The 21209-nt window shown below is 58.6% G+C and carries 19 protein-coding genes; 6 read left to right on the top strand and 13 right to left on the bottom strand.

Translation table 11 applies throughout. The features are described 5' to 3' along the window. Positions 1 to 135: 135 nt before the first annotated feature. Positions 136 to 1455: a hypothetical protein gene (locus tag ACKUUJ_RS07905; protein WP_409065236.1), complete on the top strand. Its 1320-nt coding sequence runs from the start codon at positions 136 to 138 to the stop codon at positions 1453 to 1455. Between the two features lie 61 nt (positions 1456 to 1516). Here ACKUUJ_RS07905 and ettA read toward each other — a convergent pair whose 3' ends face one another. The 3 genes from ettA to ACKUUJ_RS07890 all read right to left on the bottom strand — a co-directional run bounded on the left by ettA (position 1517) and on the right by ACKUUJ_RS07890 (position 4357). Beyond that, complete coding sequence (gene ettA / locus ACKUUJ_RS07900; protein WP_409065235.1) at positions 1517 to 3196, bottom strand: energy-dependent translational throttle protein EttA; 1680 nt, start codon at positions 3194 to 3196, stop codon at positions 1517 to 1519. Positions 3197 to 3381: 185 nt separating this feature from the next. Then, a complete protein-coding gene (locus ACKUUJ_RS07895) occupies positions 3382 to 4086 on the bottom strand; it encodes an SdpI family protein (protein WP_409065234.1) in 705 nt (234 codons plus the stop codon). Continuing rightward, positions 4079 to 4357, bottom strand: a complete 279-nt coding sequence (locus ACKUUJ_RS07890) for an autorepressor SdpR family transcription factor (protein ID WP_022094448.1) — start codon at positions 4355 to 4357, stop codon at positions 4079 to 4081. Before ACKUUJ_RS07890 ends, ACKUUJ_RS07895 begins: the two co-directional genes overlap by 8 nt. A gap of 460 nt (positions 4358 to 4817) precedes the next feature. Between ACKUUJ_RS07890 and ACKUUJ_RS07885 the strand changes: the two genes are divergently transcribed. Then, on the top strand, positions 4818 to 5615 hold the full coding sequence (locus ACKUUJ_RS07885; RefSeq protein WP_055309765.1) for a ThiF family adenylyltransferase: 798 nt from the start codon (positions 4818 to 4820) through the stop codon (positions 5613 to 5615). A gap of 14 nt (positions 5616 to 5629) precedes the next feature. Beyond that, on the top strand, positions 5630 to 6412 hold the full coding sequence (locus ACKUUJ_RS07880) for a TatD family hydrolase (RefSeq protein ID WP_409065233.1): 783 nt from the start codon (positions 5630 to 5632) through the stop codon (positions 6410 to 6412). Between the two features lie 279 nt (positions 6413 to 6691). Here ACKUUJ_RS07880 and ACKUUJ_RS07875 read toward each other — a convergent pair whose 3' ends face one another. The 8 genes from ACKUUJ_RS07875 to ACKUUJ_RS07840 form a co-directional block, all read right to left on the bottom strand. Next, a complete protein-coding gene (locus ACKUUJ_RS07875; RefSeq protein WP_409065232.1) occupies positions 6692 to 7555 on the bottom strand; it encodes a PfkB family carbohydrate kinase in 864 nt (287 codons plus the stop codon). Between the two features lie 14 nt (positions 7556 to 7569). Next, complete coding sequence (locus tag ACKUUJ_RS07870) at positions 7570 to 8538, bottom strand: SIS domain-containing protein (protein WP_118066053.1); 969 nt, start codon at positions 8536 to 8538, stop codon at positions 7570 to 7572. A gap of 62 nt (positions 8539 to 8600) precedes the next feature. Continuing rightward, complete coding sequence (locus ACKUUJ_RS07865; protein ID WP_409065231.1) at positions 8601 to 9452, bottom strand: sugar phosphate isomerase/epimerase family protein; 852 nt, start codon at positions 9450 to 9452, stop codon at positions 8601 to 8603. Between the two features lies 1 nt (position 9453). Beyond that, on the bottom strand, positions 9454 to 11037 hold the full coding sequence (locus ACKUUJ_RS07860; protein ID WP_409065230.1) for an amidohydrolase: 1584 nt from the start codon (positions 11035 to 11037) through the stop codon (positions 9454 to 9456). Positions 11038 to 11046: 9 nt separating this feature from the next. Continuing rightward, positions 11047 to 12510: a YfcC family protein gene (locus ACKUUJ_RS07855; protein ID WP_006234363.1), complete on the bottom strand. Its 1464-nt coding sequence runs from the start codon at positions 12508 to 12510 to the stop codon at positions 11047 to 11049. A 218-nt stretch (positions 12511 to 12728) separates the two neighbouring features. Beyond that, positions 12729 to 13472 carry a GntR family transcriptional regulator gene (locus ACKUUJ_RS07850; RefSeq protein ID WP_409065229.1) on the bottom strand — a complete coding sequence of 248 codons (744 nt, stop codon included), beginning with the start codon at positions 13470 to 13472 and terminating at the stop codon, positions 12729 to 12731. 150 nt (positions 13473 to 13622) lie between these two features. Next, positions 13623 to 14282 (bottom strand): HAD family phosphatase, encoded by a 660-nt coding sequence (locus tag ACKUUJ_RS07845; RefSeq protein WP_328291069.1) that lies wholly within the window; start codon positions 14280 to 14282, stop codon positions 13623 to 13625. 63 nt (positions 14283 to 14345) lie between these two features. Next, on the bottom strand, positions 14346 to 15188 hold the full coding sequence (locus ACKUUJ_RS07840; RefSeq protein WP_409065228.1) for a Cof-type HAD-IIB family hydrolase: 843 nt from the start codon (positions 15186 to 15188) through the stop codon (positions 14346 to 14348). Positions 15189 to 15677: 489 nt separating this feature from the next. Here ACKUUJ_RS07840 and ACKUUJ_RS07835 point away from each other — a divergent pair, with 489 nt between their 5' ends. From ACKUUJ_RS07835 to ACKUUJ_RS07825, 3 genes are all read left to right on the top strand, one after another. Beyond that, a complete protein-coding gene (locus ACKUUJ_RS07835) occupies positions 15678 to 16568 on the top strand; it encodes a hypothetical protein (RefSeq protein ID WP_409065227.1) in 891 nt (296 codons plus the stop codon). A 63-nt stretch (positions 16569 to 16631) separates the two neighbouring features. Then, the gene (locus ACKUUJ_RS07830) at positions 16632 to 17249 is read left to right on the top strand and encodes an ATP-dependent Clp protease proteolytic subunit (protein ID WP_409065226.1); all 618 of its coding nucleotides are present in this window, start codon (positions 16632 to 16634) and stop codon (positions 17247 to 17249) included. Beyond that, on the top strand, positions 17242 to 18546 hold the full coding sequence (locus tag ACKUUJ_RS07825) for a VirD4-like conjugal transfer protein, CD1115 family (protein ID WP_409065225.1): 1305 nt from the start codon (positions 17242 to 17244) through the stop codon (positions 18544 to 18546). The genes ACKUUJ_RS07830 and ACKUUJ_RS07825 overlap by 8 nt, the downstream gene beginning before the upstream one ends. 141 nt (positions 18547 to 18687) lie before the next feature. Here ACKUUJ_RS07825 and pgi read toward each other — a convergent pair whose 3' ends face one another. After that, positions 18688 to 20382 carry a glucose-6-phosphate isomerase gene (pgi, locus tag ACKUUJ_RS07820; RefSeq protein ID WP_409065224.1) on the bottom strand — a complete coding sequence of 565 codons (1695 nt, stop codon included), beginning with the start codon at positions 20380 to 20382 and terminating at the stop codon, positions 18688 to 18690. Between the two features lie 199 nt (positions 20383 to 20581). Next, positions 20582 to 21106 (bottom strand): iron-containing alcohol dehydrogenase, encoded by a 525-nt coding sequence (locus ACKUUJ_RS07815; RefSeq protein WP_225093393.1) that lies wholly within the window; start codon positions 21104 to 21106, stop codon positions 20582 to 20584. Between the last annotated feature and the right edge of the window lie 103 nt (positions 21107 to 21209).

Genomic DNA, 21209 nt, shown 5'->3' with positions numbered 1-21209 from the left:
CGTTTGTCTCTCATAGATAACCGACCTGCATAACGGGCGCGAACCGGCAACGGTCGCGCCCGTTTACCTTGGGTGACGAGATGGCAAGGCCCGTGCGATGGTAAGATGCTTTGGTGTGTAAAGAGGAGATTTGCCATGAGCAAGACAATAGTTACGCCCACGCTATCGCTGGGCAACCACATCTATCTGTATCGTCTGCTGCGCGACGCGATTGGGTGCGGCAAGCAAACGTTTATGACGCAGGTCGAGGAGGTGCTCGCCGCCGGCGACATGACCGCTTATGACCTGGGCTTCGAGTCCACGCGCGAGCTGCTCGAGGAGCTCGACGACTGCATTAGACTGACCGTCTTTAAGGGCGGTCGCCTGTATGCCACCGTCATCGCCAACGATACCTGGGATGCCGCCCTTGCCAAGGGCGAGGACAAGCCCAAGGCAGCCAAGGGAGCCAAGCAGTCCTACAAAAAGAAAAAGCGCGGCGAGAAGGACCTCAAGGCCGTGCGCCCTAAGCACGTTAAGCGTCCCGAGCCCGAAGCCATGGTTGAAGCCGCGCCGGAACCCGAGCCCGAGGCAGAGATCGAAGTCGCTATTGAGGTAACAGCAGAAGCCGAAACCGAAATCGCCGCCACGACCGATTCCAAAGTCATATCCGAGCAGGAAGCCACTGCGGAGCTCGACGAGGCTCCCAAGTCGACAACCGAAGAAGCCGCTGACCAGCCTGAGACGCCTGCGTTCCAAAACAGCGATGTCTTTGGCGACGACTTTGGCGACGAGGCTGAGGACGATCAGTCCGACGAGACCGCCGATCAAGGCGCTACCGAGTCGGCGCCGGAGCCCGAGACGCCGCAGCCCGCCATCTCGCTCACGGTCGTCTATGATCCCGAGAACGCCAACGCCGGCATCACCACCATGGCATCCACGCCCATCGAGGCAAAGCCGAGCGTCGAGAACGAGAACGCGACGCAGGTTGAGGTTGAAACTGCAGCTGCGGACGCGCCCGTCACCGTGGAGCCCGCAGATTTCACGACCAGGCCGGAAGCGACGCCGGAGTCCGCACCCGTCATCGAGTCCGTGCCCACCTCTGCTTGCGACCAAATTCCCGCACCGGCACCAGCTTCGGCACCCGCAGCAGCCCCAACCCCCGCACCTGCAGCGCCCGCCATCCCCAAGGACTTCCCCGTCGATTTCACAACCGAGATCTTCTGCCCCGGCCCGCTTCTGCACCAGCTGTCAACCTATCTCCCCTACGGCGCCGACACCCTCGGCATCGTCGGCGAGTACTACTGGATCGCCCGCGAGCGCGGTACCATCGAGGTCGCGCGAAACCGCGCAAGCTTCCCCCTGCGTTACACGCAGGCCGGCGAGCGCCGCGAAGTCACCGTGCGCATCCGCCGCAACACCACCGGCGGTCTCGGAGCCGCCTGGACCATCGATAAAGTCGAGCCTTCTACCAAGTAACAAAAAGGGACGATAACCCTCAAGGTTATCGTCCCTTTCTCGTTAGGCCACCTGAGCTCGACTAGTCGCGCGTGAGCTTGCGGTGAATACGATGCGGCTGGGCTGCGTCCTCGCCCAGGCGCTCGATGCGGTTGGCCTGATAGGCCTCGAAGTTGCCCTCGAACCAATACCAGTTGCCCGGATTTTCGTCGGTGCCCTCCCACGCCAGAATGTGCGTGGCGACGCGGTCCAGGAACATACGGTCGTGGCTAATGACCACCGAGCAGCCCGGGAACTCGAGCAGCGCCGCCTCGAGCGAGGACAGCGTCTCGACGTCGAGGTCGTTCGTGGGCTCGTCGAGGAGCAACAGGTTGCCGCCCTGCTTGAGCGTGAGCGCCAGGTTCAGACGGTTGCGCTCGCCGCCGGAGAGCACGCCAGCGCGCTTCTGCTGGTCCTGGCCCTTAAAGCCAAAGCTCGCCACATAAGCGCGGCTCTGAACCTCGGTCTCGCCGACCATCATGTGGTCCAGGCCGTCCGAGACGACCTCCCATAGGTTCTTGTCGGGGTCGATGCCGGAACGGTTCTGGTCGACGTAAGAGATCTTGACGGTCTCGCCCACCTCGAGCTCGCCCGAAGTCAGCGGCTCCAGACCCACAATCGTCTTGAACAGTGTGGTCTTGCCCACGCCGTTGGGACCGATCACGCCCACGATGCCGTTGCGCGGCAGGGTGAACGAAAGGTCATCGATGAGCACGCGGCCATCGAACTCCTTGTGCAGATGATGGGCCTCGAGCACCTTGTTGCCCAAACGCGGGCCCACAGGGATGCGGATGTCGGTCCAGTCGAGCTTCTGGCTTGCGCGGGCCTCGGCCTCCATCTCCTCGTAGCGAGCAAGACGGGCCTTGTTCTTTGCCTGGCGAGCCTTGGGCGAGCTGCGTACCCACTCGAGCTCGGCCTCCATGCGCTTGGCGAGCTTGGCGTCACGGTTGCCCTGAGCCTCGATACGCGCGGCCTTGGTCTCCAGATACGTTGAGTAGTTGCCCTTGTAGGGATAAAGGTGACCGCGGTCAACCTCGCAGATCCACTCGGCAACGTTATCCAGGAAGTAGCGATCGTGCGTAACGGCAAGCACCGCGCCCTGGTAGTTGTGCAGGAAGTGCTCGAGCCACAGGATCGACTCGGCGTCCAGGTGGTTCGTGGGCTCGTCGAGCAGCAGCAGGTCGGGAGCCTCGAGCAGCAGCTTGCACAGGGCCACGCGACGACGCTCGCCGCCGGAAAGCACGTTGACCGGCATGTCGGAATCGGGCAGCTGCAGGGCGTCCATGGCCTGACCGAGCTTGGAATCGATATCCCAGCCGTCGGCGGCGTCAATCTCGTCCTGGAGCTTTCCCATCTCGGCCATAAGGGCGTCCATGTCGCAATCCGGGTCGCACATCTCCTCGCCAATCTTGTTGAAGCGATCGACCTTGGCGATCATGTCGCCAAATGCCATGCGCACGTTCTCGATGACGGTCTTGTCGTCGTCGAGCGGCGGCTCCTGCTGCAGGATACCCACGGTGTAGCCAGGGGTGAGCCTGGCATCGCCGTTGGAGACCTCCTCGATGCCGGCCATGATCTTGAGCAGGGTCGACTTGCCCATACCGTTGGGACCCACGACGCCGATCTTGGCACCGGGGTAGAAGCTCAGGGTCACGTCGTCAAGGATTACCTTGTCGCCATGGGCCTTGCGAGCCTGATACATCTGGTAGATAAACTCCGCCATTTGTCTGTTTTATCCTTTCTACCTGCTGCTTCTCTATTCTTGATTCGCTTTAGTAGAAACGAAATGAGGAAACCAGCTCTGAAACTTAACGAAAAAAGGGGCATGGTTGCCCATACCCCCTAATACTACCTGGGAAAAGTCCCCCGGAACATACTATGAACTGCGTACGCTAGTTTTCCGCAACCTTAACGAGCGGCTCGCTGCGATTTGCGCCACAGCAGATACGAGTAGACGTAGACGGCTCCGACCGAACCAAACGCTAGAACCGCAATCACCGCGGCGACGACTTCACTCGAAAGCACGCTGCCCGCCACGCCCATCGCAATCAGGCCAACACCCAGCACCATAAAGCAGGCACCGCCAAAGCGCTGCGTACGGCGCCAGTTCTCGGGATCGGCAAGCGCCCAGGGCGTCTTGATACCGAGTGTATAGTTCCGCTTCACACGCGGCAAGTAGTTGCCTACGCCGATGAACAGCAGACCGACAGCACCGGAAATCAGCACGTTGACCGAACCGACCGCCGGCACCACGCCCCAGATCGTAAGCTCACCCAACCAGCTTATGGCGCACATGAACAAGGTGAAGGCGATTACGAAGCCCTGATAGAACTTGCCCGAGGTTCGATATGCCTCACCTTTGGGATCGATGCGCGGCACCACGCAGAACATTGCGAGAAGTGCCAGAGGCAGCACGCCGAGCGCGGAGGCCATCCAGCTAGGACCCCAACCGTCGACGGCGCCGTTCGCGCCCCAGTGCGTGGGAATCTGCGCAGGCAAGCTCGGCATCACTATGAGGTGCGCTACGACATTGGCGACGCACAGAGCGATCAGCGCAATCCACACACGCCGCGATACCCCCGTGGCGTGAATGCCCTTGTTTTCGTTATTCATCCTTATCACCTTCCGTGTTTGTAAAGCCCATAAACCAACCGATCAAGTCCTGCATGACGGTGGTGTTTAAGCTGTATACGATGTTTTGGCCATGGCGCTCGTCGGTCACCAACCCGGCGTTTTTGAGCGTCGCCAAGTGATGGCTTAGCGACGGCTTACTGATATCGAAATGCTCGGCAAGCTCCCCCGCCGTGCAATTGCCCTCGCGCAGCAACTCCAAAATGCGCCGTCGCGTTGGATCGGCAAGCGCCTTAAAACCCTCTCCCGGCATAAGACCCCCTTTCATCATCTCTCATGACGCGCACACTATACTCGATATTTAGATGTTTGTCTAACTATCTAATACAGGAACATCTATAGAACATTCGTTCGTATTTAGCTACAATGGAAGTTGAAGCAGATGGGCCAGCTCCCTCTACCCGAGAAGGAAATGGACTATGAGTATTGACGATGTCCTGACGTTGTTATTGCTTGTAATCGCGGCTGTGGAGCTCGGCATCCACATTGGAGGTCGAATGAAATAGCCGCCCCCGCGTAATGCGAAGACGGCCACTTCTCACGCTACAAACGTGTTTGGGAGTTGGCCAACCCGCGGCAACGGGTGCCATCTGCTTCATCTTATGCGAATCACTGCCTCATTTCAACAAGCCCCTAGGGCTCAAATGGAATCGCGATAATACCTATAATGACGATAGCTAAAACACGATTCGCTTCCCCATCGGAGGATGTCTATGACCGAAACCACAGCCGCAACCCCCAACGAGACACGCGACACCAAGCTCGAGATCATCATGGGCCGCGAGGCACTCGACAAACTCGCCGCCGCCACGGTGCTGGTGCTCGGCTGCGGAGGTGTGGGCTCCAATTGCTGCGAGGCACTTGTCCGCGGCGGCATTGGTCATTTCGTCATTCTGGATAAGGACATCATCGCGCCCAGCAATATCAATCGCCAGGCCATCGCCTTTCAAAGCACCATCGGCAAGCGCAAGGTCGATGTTATGGAAGCCATGATCCACGACATCAATCCAGCCGCTACCGTCATCAAGCGCACCGAATACCTGTTGAGCGACAATATCGACGAATTTTTCGCGCGCGTTTTGGAGCAGACGGACGGCAAGCTCGACTACGTCGTCGACGCCATCGACACCATCTCGGCCAAGCTCACCATTGCCAAATATGCTCAGGACCACGACATTCGTTTGGTTAGCTCCATGGGCGGGGCCAACAAGCTCCATCCCGAGTGCCTCCGCTTTGCCGACATTTTCGATACGGTACGTGACCCCATGAGCCGCATCATGCGCAAAGAATGCAAGAAGCGCGGAATCAAGAGTCTACATGTACTGTTTAGCTGCGAGGAATCGGTTAAGACACAGCCCCGCGACCCTTCCAATATCCACGAGCGCACCGAGCTCGGAACCGCCAGCTTTATGCCGCCCATCATGGGCCAGATGATTGCCGGCGAGGTTATCCGCCAGATCAGTGGCCGCGGCACCGAGCGCGTGCGCGCCGATGGCCAGCGCTTGGACTAGCGGAGCGCGCCGAGATGGAGCCCCGGTTATTTGATGCACACTGCCATCTTGATTTAATGGCCCACCCGGACGCCGTTGCTGATGAGGCGACGGCGCTGGGCTTGGGTCTATTTGACTGCGGCATCGATCCACGCGACTTTTCGGCCGCAAACGAGCGCGCTCGTCGCCACCCGGGCATCATCGCCGGCGTTGGGCTTCACCCCTGGTGGCTCGCCGATGGCCACTGCGGTTTTGCCGAAGTCAATCTGCTTTGCGAAGTTGCTGCCCAAGAACGCTACATCGGCGAAGTCGGACTCGACTTTTCCGCGCGCTTTGCTGGAAGTGAGCCGCTACAAATACAGGCACTTAACCGGCTCTGCGATGCGCTCGTGCAGCATCCTCTTACCGGGCGCGTGATATCAATTCACGCCGTTCGTTCGGCAGGAGCCGTACTGGACGTCCTCGAATCGCATGGACTACTCATCCCAAACCCCGACTCCCCCGCTATCATCTTCCACTGGTTTAGCGGCACTTCGGACGAACTCACCCGCGCGCGTAATGCGGGCTGCTATTTTTCCGTCAACGAACGCATGCTCGCGACCAAGCGCGGTCGCGAATACGCACGACAGATTCCACTCGACCGCCTACTGCTCGAGACCGATGCGCCGGCCGAGCCAAACACAGAAACAAGCACGCAGTCGCTCATCAGGTCGCTCACAAGGACCTCAGAACGCATCACCTCGCTCAAAAACTGCGACGCAAAGCACATCGAGTCGATAGTTTTAACAAATGCGCGCTCTGTTTTTGACCTTCGCTAACCCCTGGTGTGCAAAAAATGCCAAATATGAGTACTGCTACCGGAATGGATACATTTCTTTTAACTTTCCAACCGCCAGAATAATCCTCGATTGTCCGCTAATTAAAGCTTTTACAGTCATTCATCCTGCGTTTTCGCAAATCTTAAACCCCTCCAGACGCTCAAATCACGTCTGAAGGGGTTGATTTTGCTGCGACTAAATTAGTCACAGTACTCATATTTGGCATTTTTTGCACACCGGGTCCCGAGGAGGCGCCTGCACCTCCCCGGGACCGCTCGGCTATTCGACGATTGGTGCTCCGTGGCCCCAAGAACCTTCCATGCCGCACACGGTCGAGGCAAACCCGGCAGCAAAGTCGAGCGCGCGCTCGATGGCCTCGGCGCCATCTTCACCACGCTTGGCGGAATCGAGATAGCACATCAAAAACGAGGTAAGGAACGAGTCGCCCGCCCCCATGGTGTCCTTCATGTCCGTTACCGGTTTAGCCAGCTGGCGGTAATAACGATCGCCGTCGTAAGCAATGCAGCCCTCGGCGCCCGCCGTAGCCGACACAAAACGCGGACCCAGGCCCTTCACCCATGCCAGACGCTCGCGAATCTCATCCTCACTCGCAGCATCCGCCGCACTAAAGAAAGCGAAATCGACGTAGGGCGCAATCTGCTCGTAGTACTCGTCGGTAGAGTCGTCCGAAAAGTCAAAAGAGACCGTGACGCCCGCAGCCTTCAACTTGGGCAGCTCGCGCTCGGTAAAGCAATAGTTGCCCGAATGAACCACATCGAACTGCTTCATGTACGAAAGGTCAAAGCGATCGAGGACATAGCGCGCATCGCCACGGATACCGCCCTCGTTGGAGCCGAGGAAGACACGGTCACCGTCAACGACGGTCACGCGAGCCGCTCCGTTCTCGCCAATCATCTGCTCGCACTTGTCAAGCTCGATACCCTCATCCTCGAGGCTTGCAATGACATGCTCGGCAGCGGCATCATTGCCAAAAATGCCCATGTATGCGGAGCGTGCGGCACCGCATTTCTTGGCATAAACGGCGAAGTTCACCGCATTGCCGCCGGGATACATGGTGTGGATATGCTCGTAGCGATCGACGACGTTGTCGCCAAATCCGAGCGCGTTAACGTTAAATGCCATGGCCTTTGCTCCTTCTAGTACTCGACAACACCCATATAGCGACGGAAATCGGGATCGTGATCAAACACCTTGCCGCGTGCAGCACGCAGCTCGCAGTTCATGGCGTAGAACAGCACCGGGTCCAGATAGGCACGGACGCTCGCCGGCACGGCTTCCATACCGTACTCCTTGGCATCGAGCACCATCAGCGTATCGGTATGCGTCTTAAGGAACGCCAGGGCGCGCTCGTCCATAGCACGGCACTCGCTGGAGCCCATCTGCAGGAAGTAAAAAACGCCATCCTGAGTAGCCTCGAAGGGGCCATGGAAGTACTCGGCAGAGTGGATGTAGCTGCAGTGCTGCCACTGCATCTCCATAAGAGAGCAGATAGCGAAACCGTAGGTCTGGCTAAAGTTGGGACCGCTGCCCAGAATATAGAAGAACTCGTGCTCCTGGCAAAGCTTGGCAAAACGATCGCCCAGCTCGGCATTTACCTTCTCACGTGCCGGGGGAAGAATCTTATCCATCTCGGCGATACCGGCATACATATCGGCAAGATCGGCGTAGCCCTCCTGCTGATCGAGCAGCTCGGCCGCAAGCGACAGCGAAATGCCAGCGGGGACCTCGGCCTGCGGCACACCCTCGCCCCATGGGTAGACCCACGTGGTCCACTTGCCGGAGTCGATCTTGGATCCAGCGTTGTCGGTCTGGGCGATCACCGTAGCGCCGGCGGCAAGGGCAATCTCGCAGCCCTCGACGACCTCCGGGGTATTGCCACTGTGGCTGCAAGCGATGACCAGGGACTTCTCGCCCAGACGACGCGGACGCATAATGTCGAATTCACGCGCGGTATAGATATACGAAGTGAAGGTGGTTGCCTCGCGCTGCAGAAGCTCATGAGCCGGGATCAAATCGATCATGGAGCCACCGCAAGCAATCCAGTAGACGCTGTCGAACTTGCCCTTCTCGGCAATTGCCTCTTTGATCAGATCGCGTGCGTTCATATCCAGTTCCTTTCTTGTTTGGGCCGCAATCAATGACGTTGGTTGCGTGGCCGATAGTTGTTTTAGTCAATCAGATATTTCTCGAATGCGGCCATGTTCTTGGCATCAGCCGCCGCCGGGTCATCGTAGTAACGGCCGTCCGTAATTTCCTGGCCCAGCATGCCGTCGAAACCATGGACGTTGAGTGTGGCAACGAAGGCGTCCATATCGTGCTTGCCATCGCCCCACACCAGATGGCCATACGGGTCACCGTCGATAAAGTGCATCTCGTGAATTGCCCCATCACCAAAGGTGGCAAACCAGTCCTCGAGCGTCTCGCCAGCAACGCCCATCGCGGTTGTATCAACCATGGGCTGTAAGTACGGGCTCGCGACCTCGTCAATCATGCGCTTCGCATCGGAAACCGTCGTCACAAGGTTGCTCTCCTCGGGACGCAGGCTTTCCATCGTAAGCACCAGACCGTGCTCGCCGGCATACTCCGCCAGAATGGACAAGTGCTCGCGGCTGCGCTTCCAGGCTTCCTCGCGGTCCTCGTCCCAGTCGCCCCAGCCCGAGTTGATGGACATACGGTCGCACCCAAGTACCTCGGCAAGTTCAATGCCGTGTTTAAAGTACGCCAGGCTGCGCTGTTCATGCAGCGGCTTGCGCGCGCAGTACTGCCAAGGATAGACAACATTCTCGGGGCACAGAGTACGATACCTAAGCCCACGGTCTGCAGCCTTTTTCGCCAGGACCTCAGCCTCAAAGTAGCCCGTATGGTCGAGCGTCACATGCGGCTCTGCACACCACAGCTCAATGGACTCAAAGCCCAAGCGCTGCTGCACATCAAGGAAGTAATCGAGCGACCACATGATGTAGTGGATATTCATGCCCGCAATCTGCTCGCGACGCAGCGTCGGTTTGGATTCAGACATCTTATGCCTCCTTATTTCGATCGAACACGATTTGTCCGTCCGACATCGTCATATCAACCGCAAGATCGCGTGCGTCGCGATAATCGAGGTCGAACACATCCCGATCGAGCACGCAGATATCGGCAAGCTTGCCGACCTCAAGCGTACCCAGCTCGTCTTCGCGAATCAGATCGTACGCGCCCCCGGCAGTCCAAGCGCGCAAGAGCTCGACAAGCGTCAGCGTGTTGACCTCATTCACGGGCAGTCCGTCGGCGAAGAATCCACCGCACGCGCTGTAGATTGACTCGCCCAGGCTCGGAATCAGCAGTGGCAAATCCGTTCCACAGCACACTGTGCATCCGGAATCTTCCATGCCGCGGCGATTCCAGCTGTGCAAAAGTCGCGTCTCGCCAATTTGTCGACGCATCATCGACAGGCAATCCTCGCGCCGGTCCAGCGTCAGAATCTGCGGATAGACCTCGCAAATTCCACCTAACTTGCCAAACTCGACAAGATCGGTCGGGTCAGAGTTCTCGAGATCGGTAATCGCATGGCGGCGAAGCACCCGTCCATGCTCGTCTCGAGGCAGCGAGGCATAGAGCGCCACGGTGCGGCGAACGGCGCCATCGCCTTGGCAATGCAAGGAGTATCGGAAGCCCTCAGCATCAATTGCACGCAGCTCGTTCTCAATCAGATCCCACTCTGGCTCCTCGACGACTGTCTTGCCGGCAGCGCCCGCATCGGCCGTGTCCTCATAGGGGTCAATCATCTCGGCAAGCCCCACCCATACGCCGCGATCGGTCATACGGTTGAAGCCAGAAAAACGAACGAACGGTCCCCGGAAGCGCTCTCGCGCCTCGCGGGCATATGCCAGATTTGCACCGGCGCCCACCGGCTGCGACATCATAGAGACGCGAACCGTCAGCTCACCAGATTCCTCACGGCGAGCCATTTCGTCGGCAAAGCCGTAGTAGTCATCAAACGCCATTTCCTTGATGGCGGTAACGCCGCGCTCGTTAAGCATGCTCATGTAGTCCGAATACCCGGCACGCACCTCGGGCAGCGCGAGGAAATCGCTCATCATGCGCCAGATCTTCTCGGCATAGCACGCCTGGGGTGTAAAGCCATATCGCGCACTGGCGGCAGCATTGAGAACGCAGGTCTCCGCGCCCGGCGTAAAGCAGACGACAGGGATATCGCCAAAACACTCGTCAAACACAGCTGCTGTATTTGCGTTCTCGGCATCCGATGCCAACGTTTCGGGTAGGTTGTGGCCAAAAGCCGCCGCGCAATCCGGATGACCTTCTTTCCATGCACGCAAGAGCGACACGGCCTCTTTGGCATCAGCGATGCCGGACAGATCAGACCCCAACGTTCGCAGCGCCCAACCTGTATAGAAGGTATGCACATCGATCAGGCCAGGCATGACAGTGCGGTCGCCCAGGTCAACAACCTCGTCCGCCTGAGTCAAATACGAAGCTACCTCACACTTGGTGCCAACAGCCTCAATTCGATTGCCACGGACCGCTACGAAACCTTCAAACGGCAGGTCCCCCGTACCGGTAAAGACGCTCTTAGACGTCAGGACCGTCAAACGATCAGACATCACAACCACCTACACCGGAAGCATGCCAGAGATTGCCGTTACGATCAGGCCAAAGACGACCATGAAAATGAAGAACTTCCAAATGGTCTTCCACCATTGGCCAAACGAAATCCTAGCCACGGCAAGACCGGCGACCGTCATGCCCGCCACGGGGCTGATGGTGTTGATGGTCTGGTTGGCAAACTGGAGCGCGGTGACGGCCGCCTCGGGATTGAGGCCCATGAGCTCGGTCAGGGGGCCCATAACGGGCATGGTGAGCGCCGCCAGGCCAGAACTCGAGGGAACCAGCAAAGAGAGCAGGCCAAGGACGATATACATAAACGTGGTGTAGACGGCGGCGGGTGCACCGGCAAGCGCAGTAGCGAGCGCCTGGAGGATGGTGTCGATGATCATGCCGCCCTCGGCGATGACCAGAATACCGCGAGCGATACCGATAACGATGGCAGCGTACGCAAAGTCGGCAAGACCCTTAACGAACTCCTCTGCGATCGTCTGCTGGTCAAGGCCGCCCAGGATACCGGCAAGCAAGCCCATGCCAAGGAACACGGCGGAAATCTCATTCATGTACCAGCCCTGGGTAACAAGACCCCAGACGATAATGCCCATACCGCAAGCAAAATCGATAAGCACGAGCTTCTGACGGATAGTGAACTCTTCCTCGATGGAGGCATCGGTCACGGAAAACTCAATACGCTTGAGCTTATCGTCCTCGTACACAATGGACGACTCGGGATTTTTCTTGACGCGCATGGCGTAGCGCATGGCCCATGCGATACCGACGGCAGTGAAGATGACCCAAGAAACGGCACGCAGCCACAGTTGCGGATTACCCTCGATGCCAATGATGCCTTGGGCGATCAAAACATTAAACGGGTCGATGGTCGAAGCACAATATCCCAGGTTAGGACCAAGGAAGCAGATGATGAATGCCGTCATCGAGTCATAGCCGATACCCATCATGATGGGAATGAAGATGGCATAGAACGGCAGGGCTTCCTCAGACATACCAAACGTAGTGCCGCAAATGGACAGCAACGTCATCGTGATGGGAATGATGAGGATGTCCTTGTTCTTGAGCTTTTTAATCACACGGCTCATGCCGGCATTCAAAGCGTTGGTCTTGGTGATGATTGCGAACGATCCGCCAATCAATAAGACGAACGCAACAACGTCGGCAGCCTCCTGGATGCCCTTAGTGGGCGCTTGCAGGACCGCGAAGATATCCTGACCCAGATTGATGGTCTCGCCGGTCTCGGAATCGGTGTAGTTCTTATCGACCTGTTCATAGGTTCCAGCAACGGCGACTTCACGCTCGCCCGCCGCTGTCGAAATCGTCTTGCGCTGATACTGACCAGAGGGAACGATCCAAGTCAGGACCGCAAAGACAACGATCAGCAAGAACATGATCGTATAGACATGCGGTAATTTGAACTTAAAACGTCTGTTTGTCTTCTTCGCCTTCGTATCTGACATAGATACCTCCAAAGAACTCGAGACTGCATCGCATCTCGCTTCAACGTTTGCACAAGGCAAACGTTCTATGACGTCCCATAGATTACCAGCAGCTTTTCCCGTCATCAAGATAATTTCAAACTGATTGCCGCAACGCGGTTGAACGGTTGCGTTTGCGCCGTGAACGGTATGGAAACGCCCGGTGAGATGATCAACCGGGCGCTTCCATTCGCAATGTCCTAGATGTCAAAAACGTAGCGAGACCCAACGATTCGCTGACGACCGATGATAAACGGCCGCCGCTGCTCATCGAAAAAGAAGGCTTCCATATAAAACAAGGGTTCGCCAACGGGAACTGCCAACAGTCGAGCGACCTCGGGCGACGCGCACGCGATCTCGAGCGTGCACGGGTCGGTAAACGCGGGCGTGCGGCCCGTCCGGTTGCGCACGAACTCAAAAATGGATTGGTTAGATAGAGGTGCCGTTGATAGATAGGCGTTGTCCTCGTAAACGTATATGTTGTTCTCGAGCATGACAGGGACGCCATCGGCAGTGCGCACGCGCTCAACGCAAATCAAGTCAGTTCCAACGGGAACACCAAAGAACTGCGCTTCGGTGGAATCCGCCGGCAGTATCTTTCTCGAAATGACACACGCCCCCGGTTCCATTCCGTTAACGCGGCATGCGTCCGAAAAACTCTGGACGTCATCCTCCTGGCGAATCTTGCGCTTGAGCTTGGGGGCATTAACAAACGTGCCTTTCCCCTGTCGCTTCGTTAGATAGCCCTGCTGGACGAGCTCCTCAATAGCGCGCCGCACGGTAACGCGGCCAACTTTATAGCTCTCAGCCAATTCGAATTCGTTGGGTATCCGCGCGCCTGCCTTGTAGGCGCCGGAGTTGATTTCGTTTTTAATGATATCGATAACCTGTTGGTACAGCGGTATCGCTGCTTTACCGTCAGTTAGCCCTTCAGTCGGTGGCATATACCCTCTCCCAGCACAATTAAGTCAAAAGCGGGCTCAAGGGCATTCAACAAGCCCTTGAGCCCGCATTAGCATAAAGTATGCTTGCTGCCGCACCAAAATGTTGGCTATTTACTCATCTGACCCGAAAAACGCGCAACTACCGCGCTCCTAAGAAAGCGTGAGCAGCTCCGGCAGCTGGTCGATAATCTTGTCCGCGGCATCCTGGCTAAAGCCAAAGCGCTCCTCGCGCTTGGCAATGACTGTCAGGCCGGCTCGCTTGCCGGCAGTGATGCCGGGCACCGAATCCTCAACGCAGCAGCAGCGATTCGCGGGCAGCCCCAGCAGGTCCAGCGCATGCAGGTAGATGTCGGGCTCGGGCTTGCTCTCCTTAAACTGCTCGCCGCTCACCACATACTCAAAGGCATCCGACAGCCCGCATGCGTTGAGCACTTCCTCGATGCTATCCATGGGAGACGAGCTGGCAAGCGCCACGCGAACGCCGCGGCGCGGCAGCTCTCGAATCGTATCCACGGCGCCTGGGTTAATCAAAGCCTGATAGTCGCGCGGACGCTTATGCGCCCATTCGTCCCAACGGGCCAACGCTTCCTCGCCAGTAAAATGCCCCTTACCGGCGCGCTCAAACCAATCGACTAGCATATGCAGAAAGAACTGATGCGAGGTACCGACCTGGCCATTCAGCTCCTCTTGAGTCAGGTTAAGCCCAAGCTCCTTGGCAAACGCGGCAGTCTCGCCAAGGTAGTAATACTCAGTATCGACAATGACGCCGTCCATGTCAAAGATAACGGCGTCGAACGGAAATGCGGACACGGCACCCTCCCTAACAAAAGGGCGCCTGTAAGCAGGCGCCCGAACCATGCATTATCGGCGATTCTAGCCCAGCAGCTTATCCAGCGCCACTGCAATACCATCTTCGTTGTTATTGGCGGTCACCATCTGGGCTACAGCCTTAACCTCATCGACGGCGTTGCCCATGGCAACACCGGTGCCGGCCCACTCAATCATGGACTTGTCGTTCTGGCCGTCGCCAAACGATACGACCTCGCTGGCATCGATGCCGAGCTTGGGCAGGGCACCCTCGAGCGCACGGGCTTTGTCGATACCGGGCGCCGTGTACTCAAAGTACCAGTCGGCCGTAAACATGCCCGAAAGTGTCTGAGTAAAGGGCGCGTACATCTCCTTGTGATGCGCTTGCAGATAGGCCGGGTCGCCCGCAGTGAGTAGCTTGTCCACGGGATAAGCATCAGCGACCTCGTGCAGGCTCTCGACCTCGCGAATCTTAAGATCGCACGCGTCGCGCTCATACTTGACGATATTCTTCTGCGAGCCGTCAGGCAGCGTGATCATGCAATGGTACGAGTCCTCGACGTGCAGATCGCGACCGAGCGAAATCATAGGGATCACGTCAAAATTTCGCAGATGATCAATCAGACGGTGCAGCTCGTCAGCCGGCATGGCCTGGTCAAAAAGGACCTCATCAGTCTGAGCATCGACCACATGCGCGCCATTGAAAGCGACTAGCAGACCGTCATGGTTTTGAAGGTCGAGCTCCTGCGCCAAGGCGTGCAGCCCCCATGCGGGACGGCCCGAAGCCAAAATGAGCTTAATGCCCGAATCCTGCGCCGCGAGCAGCTTCTCGCGCGTACGCGGGCTGATCACCTTCTGATCGTTGGTAAGCGTACCGTCGATATCCATTGCGATGGCTTTGATTGCCATATGTGCCTCCTTGCATCGTTTTTATCGCGCACTATCTTATCCGAGCCGGGGCACGTTCGCACAGCGCGCGTATGACGGTTGCAAAACCACCCCATTTGAAACAAAGGCAAAAAAGTACTTGCAAAGACGCGTTCCGACATATAAGTTGATAAAAGACCGCCGTTGCGGTTTTAAGTAGATCGAGCATATGAAGTTTGAGTTTTAGCGTGTAAGAGAAGGAAGATCGGCAAAGTACAACCCCAAACGCAATGACAACTTAATGAGGTAACTGCCACATGTGAGGCACCCAGGGCATTGCTGTCTCGATTTTGAGCACGATGCCTTCCGCCTTGCATGGGCCGTTCCATCCCGCCCCTGCAGCAACTGCCTCACGGGCTCATTGAAAACCGCATAGCACCCCAACGTCAGCACATCACCCACGGCAAGCACATCACTCACGACAACCAACACATCAACAAACAGCACGAACATCAACCGATTGGAGAAGCTATGACAAACCGCCACGCTGAAGACGGCGATAAGAAAAGCATTCTGGATGCCCGAATTGAGCGAGCATATGCAAACGAATATGACGCCGCCTTTGCCGCCGCGACCATCAAGAACTACGCGTCGCTACCGCTCGCGACGATCTTGGCCGACCACCCTCAACTGCTGAAGCGCTGCACAAAGATCATGGGCGACCCCGACATTCGCAAGCTGACAGACCCCTATGCCCCAAAACGCGACAACGATTCGTACGTTCTTACCGTAGGCTGCCTAGCCCATATGCTTACGGCGCTCGACACGAAACTCAAGCTCGAATGGGAACCCGACGAGCGTCATGAACTCGAAAGCAAGCGGAACACCCTGCGCACCGCACTGTTCCTTCCGTTGGACGGCCTCAAGCGCTGCAACGTCGAGCTCAATACACAGGCGCGGCAAAAGCCCGGGACCACGGGGCAGAAAACTCCAAGACCCCATGCGGCCATCGTCGACCGCAACCGATATAACCGCATGACCGCGCACTTTTCTGCCGAGGGAGCAGCCATAAGGACGCTGATCGACCTGCTGTGCCTCCTGAGCATCAACGAACTATTTGAGGGCTATCTCGCCCTTGTTCCCGCGACGGCACCCAAGTCGGTAGCAAAGATCATCGAGACCTGCAGACGCCAGTTTGAGCGCCATCGCAATGGCAGCGAGATGAACGCCAGCATCGCGCAGTACTACACGGCCCATTACAAAAAAGACGGATGTGCCCCTGTCGAGCATCAGCTGCGGCTCGCCTATACCACGCCCGTCGCAACGCTCCATCGCTTTGGAGCCCTTGGCGCTTGCGAGCCGCACGGACAGGCAGCCTGCCCCACAACCGAGCTCGATCTCAGGCTCGGACGAACCCTGTAGCCCACCAGCCTCTGCGCGAGCTATAACCCTATTCCACAACGCAACCAACAGAAAGGAGTCCCCATGGACACCAATCATTCCCCCATCATCAGCCCCCTCACCATGCGTGAATCCGCCCGAGGTATCACGCTCACCAGCATTTACGATGAGATGCTCGCCCGTCGCGAGCTCTCCGTCATGGGAAACATCGAAACCCCGATGGCCCACGACCTATGCCAGCAGATCCGCCTGCTCGATGCCACCGACCCCAGCCGCCCCATCACCATATTTGTCGCCAGCGCCGGCGGAAGCGTGCGATCGGGTCTTGCGATCTATGACGCCATGCGCCTCGCATCGTGCCCCATCCGCACCGTCTGCCTGGAATTCGCCGCGTCCATGGGCGCCGTGATCTTTATGGGCGGCGACGATCGTCGTATGGCGCCCCATGCAGAGCTCATGATTCACGACCCGCTGATCCCCCAGGGGGCAGGCGGCTCGGCACTTGCGCTGCAGGAAACCAGCCGGCGTCTCATGCAGACCCGCAAGGCCCTCACGCAAATCCTCTCGGACCGCAGCGGCCTCACGCCCAAGCGCATCCAGTCCCTCACTGCAAAAGACACCTACCTTTCGGCCGAGCGCGCCGTCGAGCTCGGCTTTGCCCACGAAATCCTCTCGACCACCAAGGAGGTCGCCCATGTCTAACCTCGCCAGCCGCCTCGCCGCATCTGAGTCCGCATCGTCCACCATCCTCGCCAAGGATCGAACGCTTTCCTGCGACACCCGCCAAACGGGACTCAACAACAATGCACTTGTGATCGGCCCCTCGGGAGCCGGCAAGACCCGAAACGTCCTCAAGCCCAACCTACTGCAAATGAACGCAAGCTACATCGTGCTCGACACCAAAGGCACGCTCTGTCGCGAAGTGGGACCCGTGCTAGCAGCCCACGGTTACCGCGTGCAATGTCTCAACTTCGCCGACCTCAACACCGTCCCGGCCCTTGCGCCCGGCATCGAGCGCTGCGGCTACAACCCCCTGAGGCACATTCGCCGCAAGGCGGACGGCAGGCCCAACCAGCAGGACATCCTCTCGGTGGCAAAGGCCATCTGCCCCATCGAGGACAACAACCAGCCCTTTTGGGATCATGCGGCGGCAAACCTGCTGTCGTGTCTTATCGCCTACGTCACCGAACAGCTACCCGCCGACGAGCAGACGATCAGCTCGGTCATCAAGCTGATCGAGCACCTGCAGGACGGTGCCACGGGTCGATTGTTTGACGACCTGATCACGACCGACCCCCAAAGCTATGCCCTCTCGCTATGGCGGCGCTACGCCATTACGCAAAATGCCGAGCGCATGCACGCGAGCATCGTCGGCATCCTTGCCGAAAAGGTCATGTGTCTGGGATTCGACGGTGCGGCACAGCTCTATCGTGAGTGCCATCAGGTGGACTTCGCTTCCATGGGACACACCCCCTGCGCCCTGTTTGTAACCGTGAGCGATATTGACCGCAATCTCGATCCGCTGACCGGCCTCTTTATTTCGCAGGCGTTTATGGGCCTCATTCGTGAGGCCGATAGGCAACCCGGCGGCAGCCTGCCCGTGCCCGTGCGCTTTATGCTCGATGACTTCGCAAATCTGCAGATCCCCCAGATCGACAACGTGCTCTCGATTATCCGAAGCCGCAACATCTGGGCAACGCTGCTGCTGCAGTCGACCAACCAGCTCGATGCGCTCTATGGCGAGGCACGCGCACGCTCCATCATGGGCAACTGCGACACGCATCTGGTGCTGGCGTTCCAGGATCCCGAGAGCGCCCGGGTGTTTTCCGACCGCACCGACGCACTGCCCAGCACGCTCATGGCGACGCCGATCGATCGCTCGTGGCTCTTTGTGCGCGGCCACACTCCCGAACAGGTCGAGCGCTTTAGGCTCGAAGACCATCCGCTCTACGGGGAGCTGCCCGAGGCGCAGCGAGACCATGCGGAGGCCGAGCTCTAGACGCAGGGCCCTCGCAGCACGCGACGCTCCGGCGAAGATCCTTAAAGGCCGTGCGCCCCGGGGCCACGGCAAAGCAAAGGGGCCCGCATCCGATGGGATACGGGCCCCTGGCTATAAGGCGCGATGCGTTAACAGCAGCGACTACTTGCGATGCGCGCGATAGAACTCGATAAGCGCTTGAGTCGAAGCGTCTTGCTCGGCCTTGGCGGCGTCGTCGTGGAAGGCAGGGGTGATCTGCTTGGCAAGCTGTTTGCCCAGCTCAACGCCCCACTGGTCGTAAGAGTCGATGCCCCAGACCGTGCCCTCGACAAATACGATGTGCTCGTACAGGGCGATGAGCTCGCCGAGCGCAAACGGGGTCAGCGTGTCGCCGAAGATCGAGGTCGTCGGGCGGTTGCCCTCAAAGCAACGGGCCGGGACGATCTGTTCGGGCGTGCCCTCGGCACGAACCTCGTCGGCTGTCTTGCCAAAGGCGAGTGCCTTGGTCTGGGCCAGGAAGTTGCCCAGGAACAGCTCGTGCACGTCCTGACCGCTATCGGTCGCAGGGTTGGCGGTATTGGCGAAGGCGATGAAGTCGGCCGGAACCACCACAGTGCCCTGGTGCAGCAGCTGGTAGAAGGCGTGCTGACCGTTGGTGCCGGGCTCGCCCCAGAAGATCTCACCGGTATCGGAGGTCACAGCGCTGCCGTCCCAGCGGACGTGCTTGCCGTTAGACTCCATGGTGAGCTGCTGCAGGTAAGCCGGGAAGCGGTGCAGATACTGGCAGTACGGAAGCACGGCGTGGCTCTTGGAGCCGAAGAAGTTGACGTACCAGACATTGAACAGGCCCATCAGCGCGACGGCATTGTTCTCGAGCGGCGTATTGCAGAAGTACTCGTCGATGGCGTGGAAGCCCTCGAGGAACTGCTGGAAACGCTCGGGGCCGAGCACGACGATCAGCGACAGGCCCACGGCGGAGTCGACGGAGTAGCGGCCGCCGACCCAATTCCAGAAACCAAAGGCGTTAGCGGGGTCGATGCCGAAGGCCTCGACCTTCTCGAGTGCGGTGGAAACGGCGACGAAGTGCTTGGCCACGGCCTCGGCGTTCTGCTCATCGGAGCCATCGATGGCGCCCTGAGCCTTGAGCTGCTCGAGCATCCAGGTCTTGACCTCGCGGGCGTTGGTGAGGGTCTCGAGCGTGGTGAAAGTCTTGGAAACGATGATCACGAGCGTGGTCTCGGGATCGAGGCCCTTGAGCTTCTCTGCCTGATCGTTGGGGTCAATGTTGGAGATGTAACGGCAGTCGATACCGGCGTCGGCGTAGGGACGCAGGGCCTCGTAGGCCATGACCGGGCCCAGGTCGGAGCCACCGATGCCGATGGACACCAGGTGCTCGATCTTTTTGCCGGTAACACCCTTCCACTCACCGGAGCGCACGCGCTCGGCGAAGGCATACATGCGGTCGAGGACCTCGTGCACGTCGGCGACGACATCCTGGCCGTCAACGATGAGCTGGCCCTTCTCGCTTGCCGGGCGGCGCAGCGCGGTGTGCAGGACGGCGCGGTCCTCGGTGGTGTTGATGTGCTCGCCGGAGAACATGGCGTCGCGGCGCTCCTCGAGCTTCACCTCGCGGGCAAGATCGCACAGCAGCTTGACGGTCTCATCGGTCACCAGGTTCTTCGACAGATCGAAGTGCAGGTCACCGGCGTCAAAGCTCAGCTTGTTCACGCGCTCGGCATCGGCGGCGAACCAGGCCTTGAGGTCGATACCTTCGGCCTCGAGCTTCTCTTGATGAGCCTCGAGTGCCTTCCAAGCGGCAGTCGACGTAGCATCGATAGGTGCGGCAACAGTTGCCATAGAGTCCTCCTCAGCATACGGGCGCACGCCTCCATGCGCCCGGACATTCAGATGCCACTATTCTAGCGCAGGTCAAGACTATAATCAGCGAGCGTTGCCAATCGGCCCCCAAACGGCAACCGACCAAAAAGGGACAGGTTTATTTTGGCAGGTCAAACGCTTTACCAACCAAAAATAACCCATCCCTTTATGCCAAATACTAGGCCGCGGCGCACACGCTGCCGAGCAACTCACGCAGAGGAGACCCAATGCCCTCCAGCAGTTCGGGCGCGATGATGGCAAAAACGGGAACCTCGCCGACGCCCACGACAGCAGGCACCTTGCCCTCCGAGACAATGCATCCATAAGGGACAAAACCGTCTTCGCCGGCATCGAGCGCCGCCATGCGACGCGCGAGTTCGCGCGCAAAGCCGGCAGTATCGGCATCGCCAATCGCTAGGACAAAGTCCACGCCTTCGTCGGTCGCCAGGGCCACGGCTTCGTCGATCAGCTCGTCTCCCCCGTCGCCCTCAACCGAGCCGCAGCGGAAAAGCACGCGCTCGAGCAGAGCTCGATCAAGCGAGCCGAGTGCCGCCGAGACAAGCTCATCACGCGTGTGCTTGTCGCCTCCCAGCACGACCAGTGCCTTAGTGCCGCCATAGTGGGCAACCAATCGCCCGCACCAGCGAGCCACATCCCCATCCGCAACCAAGCGTGTCGGCATACCAAACCCATAATTGACCATCTTTCCCACAACCCTTCCGTGCGTATAGGCGGTATCGATTGTTAGGCTCATGCTACAAAGCAAGGTTTTCCGAGCTGTTTCGCACTCTTTAGAGCTGCGTTAA

The organism is Collinsella sp. wc0583 (assembly GCF_046116915.1).
GTDB lineage: Bacteria > Actinomycetota > Coriobacteriia > Coriobacteriales > Coriobacteriaceae > Collinsella.
Note: the sequence above shows the minus strand (reverse complement) of the source record. Positions and strands in the feature narration are given on the sequence as shown.

What these genes read in the sequence shown, in the direction of transcription:
- ACKUUJ_RS07860 (WP_409065230.1), bottom strand. Translation starts at nt 11,037, where the DNA reads ATGTCTGATCGTTTGACGGTCCTGACGTCTAAGAGCGTCTTTACCGGT.
- ACKUUJ_RS07865 (WP_409065231.1), bottom strand. Translation starts at nt 9,452, where the DNA reads ATGTCTGAATCCAAACCGACGCTGCGTCGCGAGCAGATTGCGGGCATG.
- ACKUUJ_RS07840 (WP_409065228.1), bottom strand. Translation starts at nt 15,188, where the DNA reads ATGGCAATCAAAGCCATCGCAATGGATATCGACGGTACGCTTACCAAC.
- ACKUUJ_RS07855 (WP_006234363.1), bottom strand. Translation starts at nt 12,510, where the DNA reads ATGTCAGATACGAAGGCGAAGAAGACAAACAGACGTTTTAAGTTCAAA.
- ettA (WP_409065235.1), bottom strand. Translation starts at nt 3,196, where the DNA reads ATGGCGGAGTTTATCTACCAGATGTATCAGGCTCGCAAGGCCCATGGC.
- ACKUUJ_RS07825 (WP_409065225.1), top strand. Translation starts at nt 17,242, where the DNA reads ATGTCTAACCTCGCCAGCCGCCTCGCCGCATCTGAGTCCGCATCGTCC.
- ACKUUJ_RS07895 (WP_409065234.1), bottom strand. Translation starts at nt 4,086, where the DNA reads ATGAATAACGAAAACAAGGGCATTCACGCCACGGGGGTATCGCGGCGT.
- ACKUUJ_RS07815 (WP_225093393.1), bottom strand. Translation starts at nt 21,106, where the DNA reads ATGGTCAATTATGGGTTTGGTATGCCGACACGCTTGGTTGCGGATGGG.
- ACKUUJ_RS07850 (WP_409065229.1), bottom strand. Translation starts at nt 13,472, where the DNA reads ATGCCACCGACTGAAGGGCTAACTGACGGTAAAGCAGCGATACCGCTG.
- ACKUUJ_RS07885 (WP_055309765.1), top strand. Translation starts at nt 4,818, where the DNA reads ATGACCGAAACCACAGCCGCAACCCCCAACGAGACACGCGACACCAAG.
- ACKUUJ_RS07890 (WP_022094448.1), bottom strand. Translation starts at nt 4,357, where the DNA reads ATGCCGGGAGAGGGTTTTAAGGCGCTTGCCGATCCAACGCGACGGCGC.
- ACKUUJ_RS07870 (WP_118066053.1), bottom strand. Translation starts at nt 8,538, where the DNA reads ATGAACGCACGCGATCTGATCAAAGAGGCAATTGCCGAGAAGGGCAAG.
- ACKUUJ_RS07875 (WP_409065232.1), bottom strand. Translation starts at nt 7,555, where the DNA reads ATGGCATTTAACGTTAACGCGCTCGGATTTGGCGACAACGTCGTCGAT.
- pgi (WP_409065224.1), bottom strand. Translation starts at nt 20,382, where the DNA reads ATGGCAACTGTTGCCGCACCTATCGATGCTACGTCGACTGCCGCTTGG.
- ACKUUJ_RS07835 (WP_409065227.1), top strand. Translation starts at nt 15,678, where the DNA reads ATGACAAACCGCCACGCTGAAGACGGCGATAAGAAAAGCATTCTGGAT.
- ACKUUJ_RS07880 (WP_409065233.1), top strand. Translation starts at nt 5,630, where the DNA reads ATGGAGCCCCGGTTATTTGATGCACACTGCCATCTTGATTTAATGGCC.
- ACKUUJ_RS07830 (WP_409065226.1), top strand. Translation starts at nt 16,632, where the DNA reads ATGGACACCAATCATTCCCCCATCATCAGCCCCCTCACCATGCGTGAA.
- ACKUUJ_RS07905 (WP_409065236.1), top strand. Translation starts at nt 136, where the DNA reads ATGAGCAAGACAATAGTTACGCCCACGCTATCGCTGGGCAACCACATC.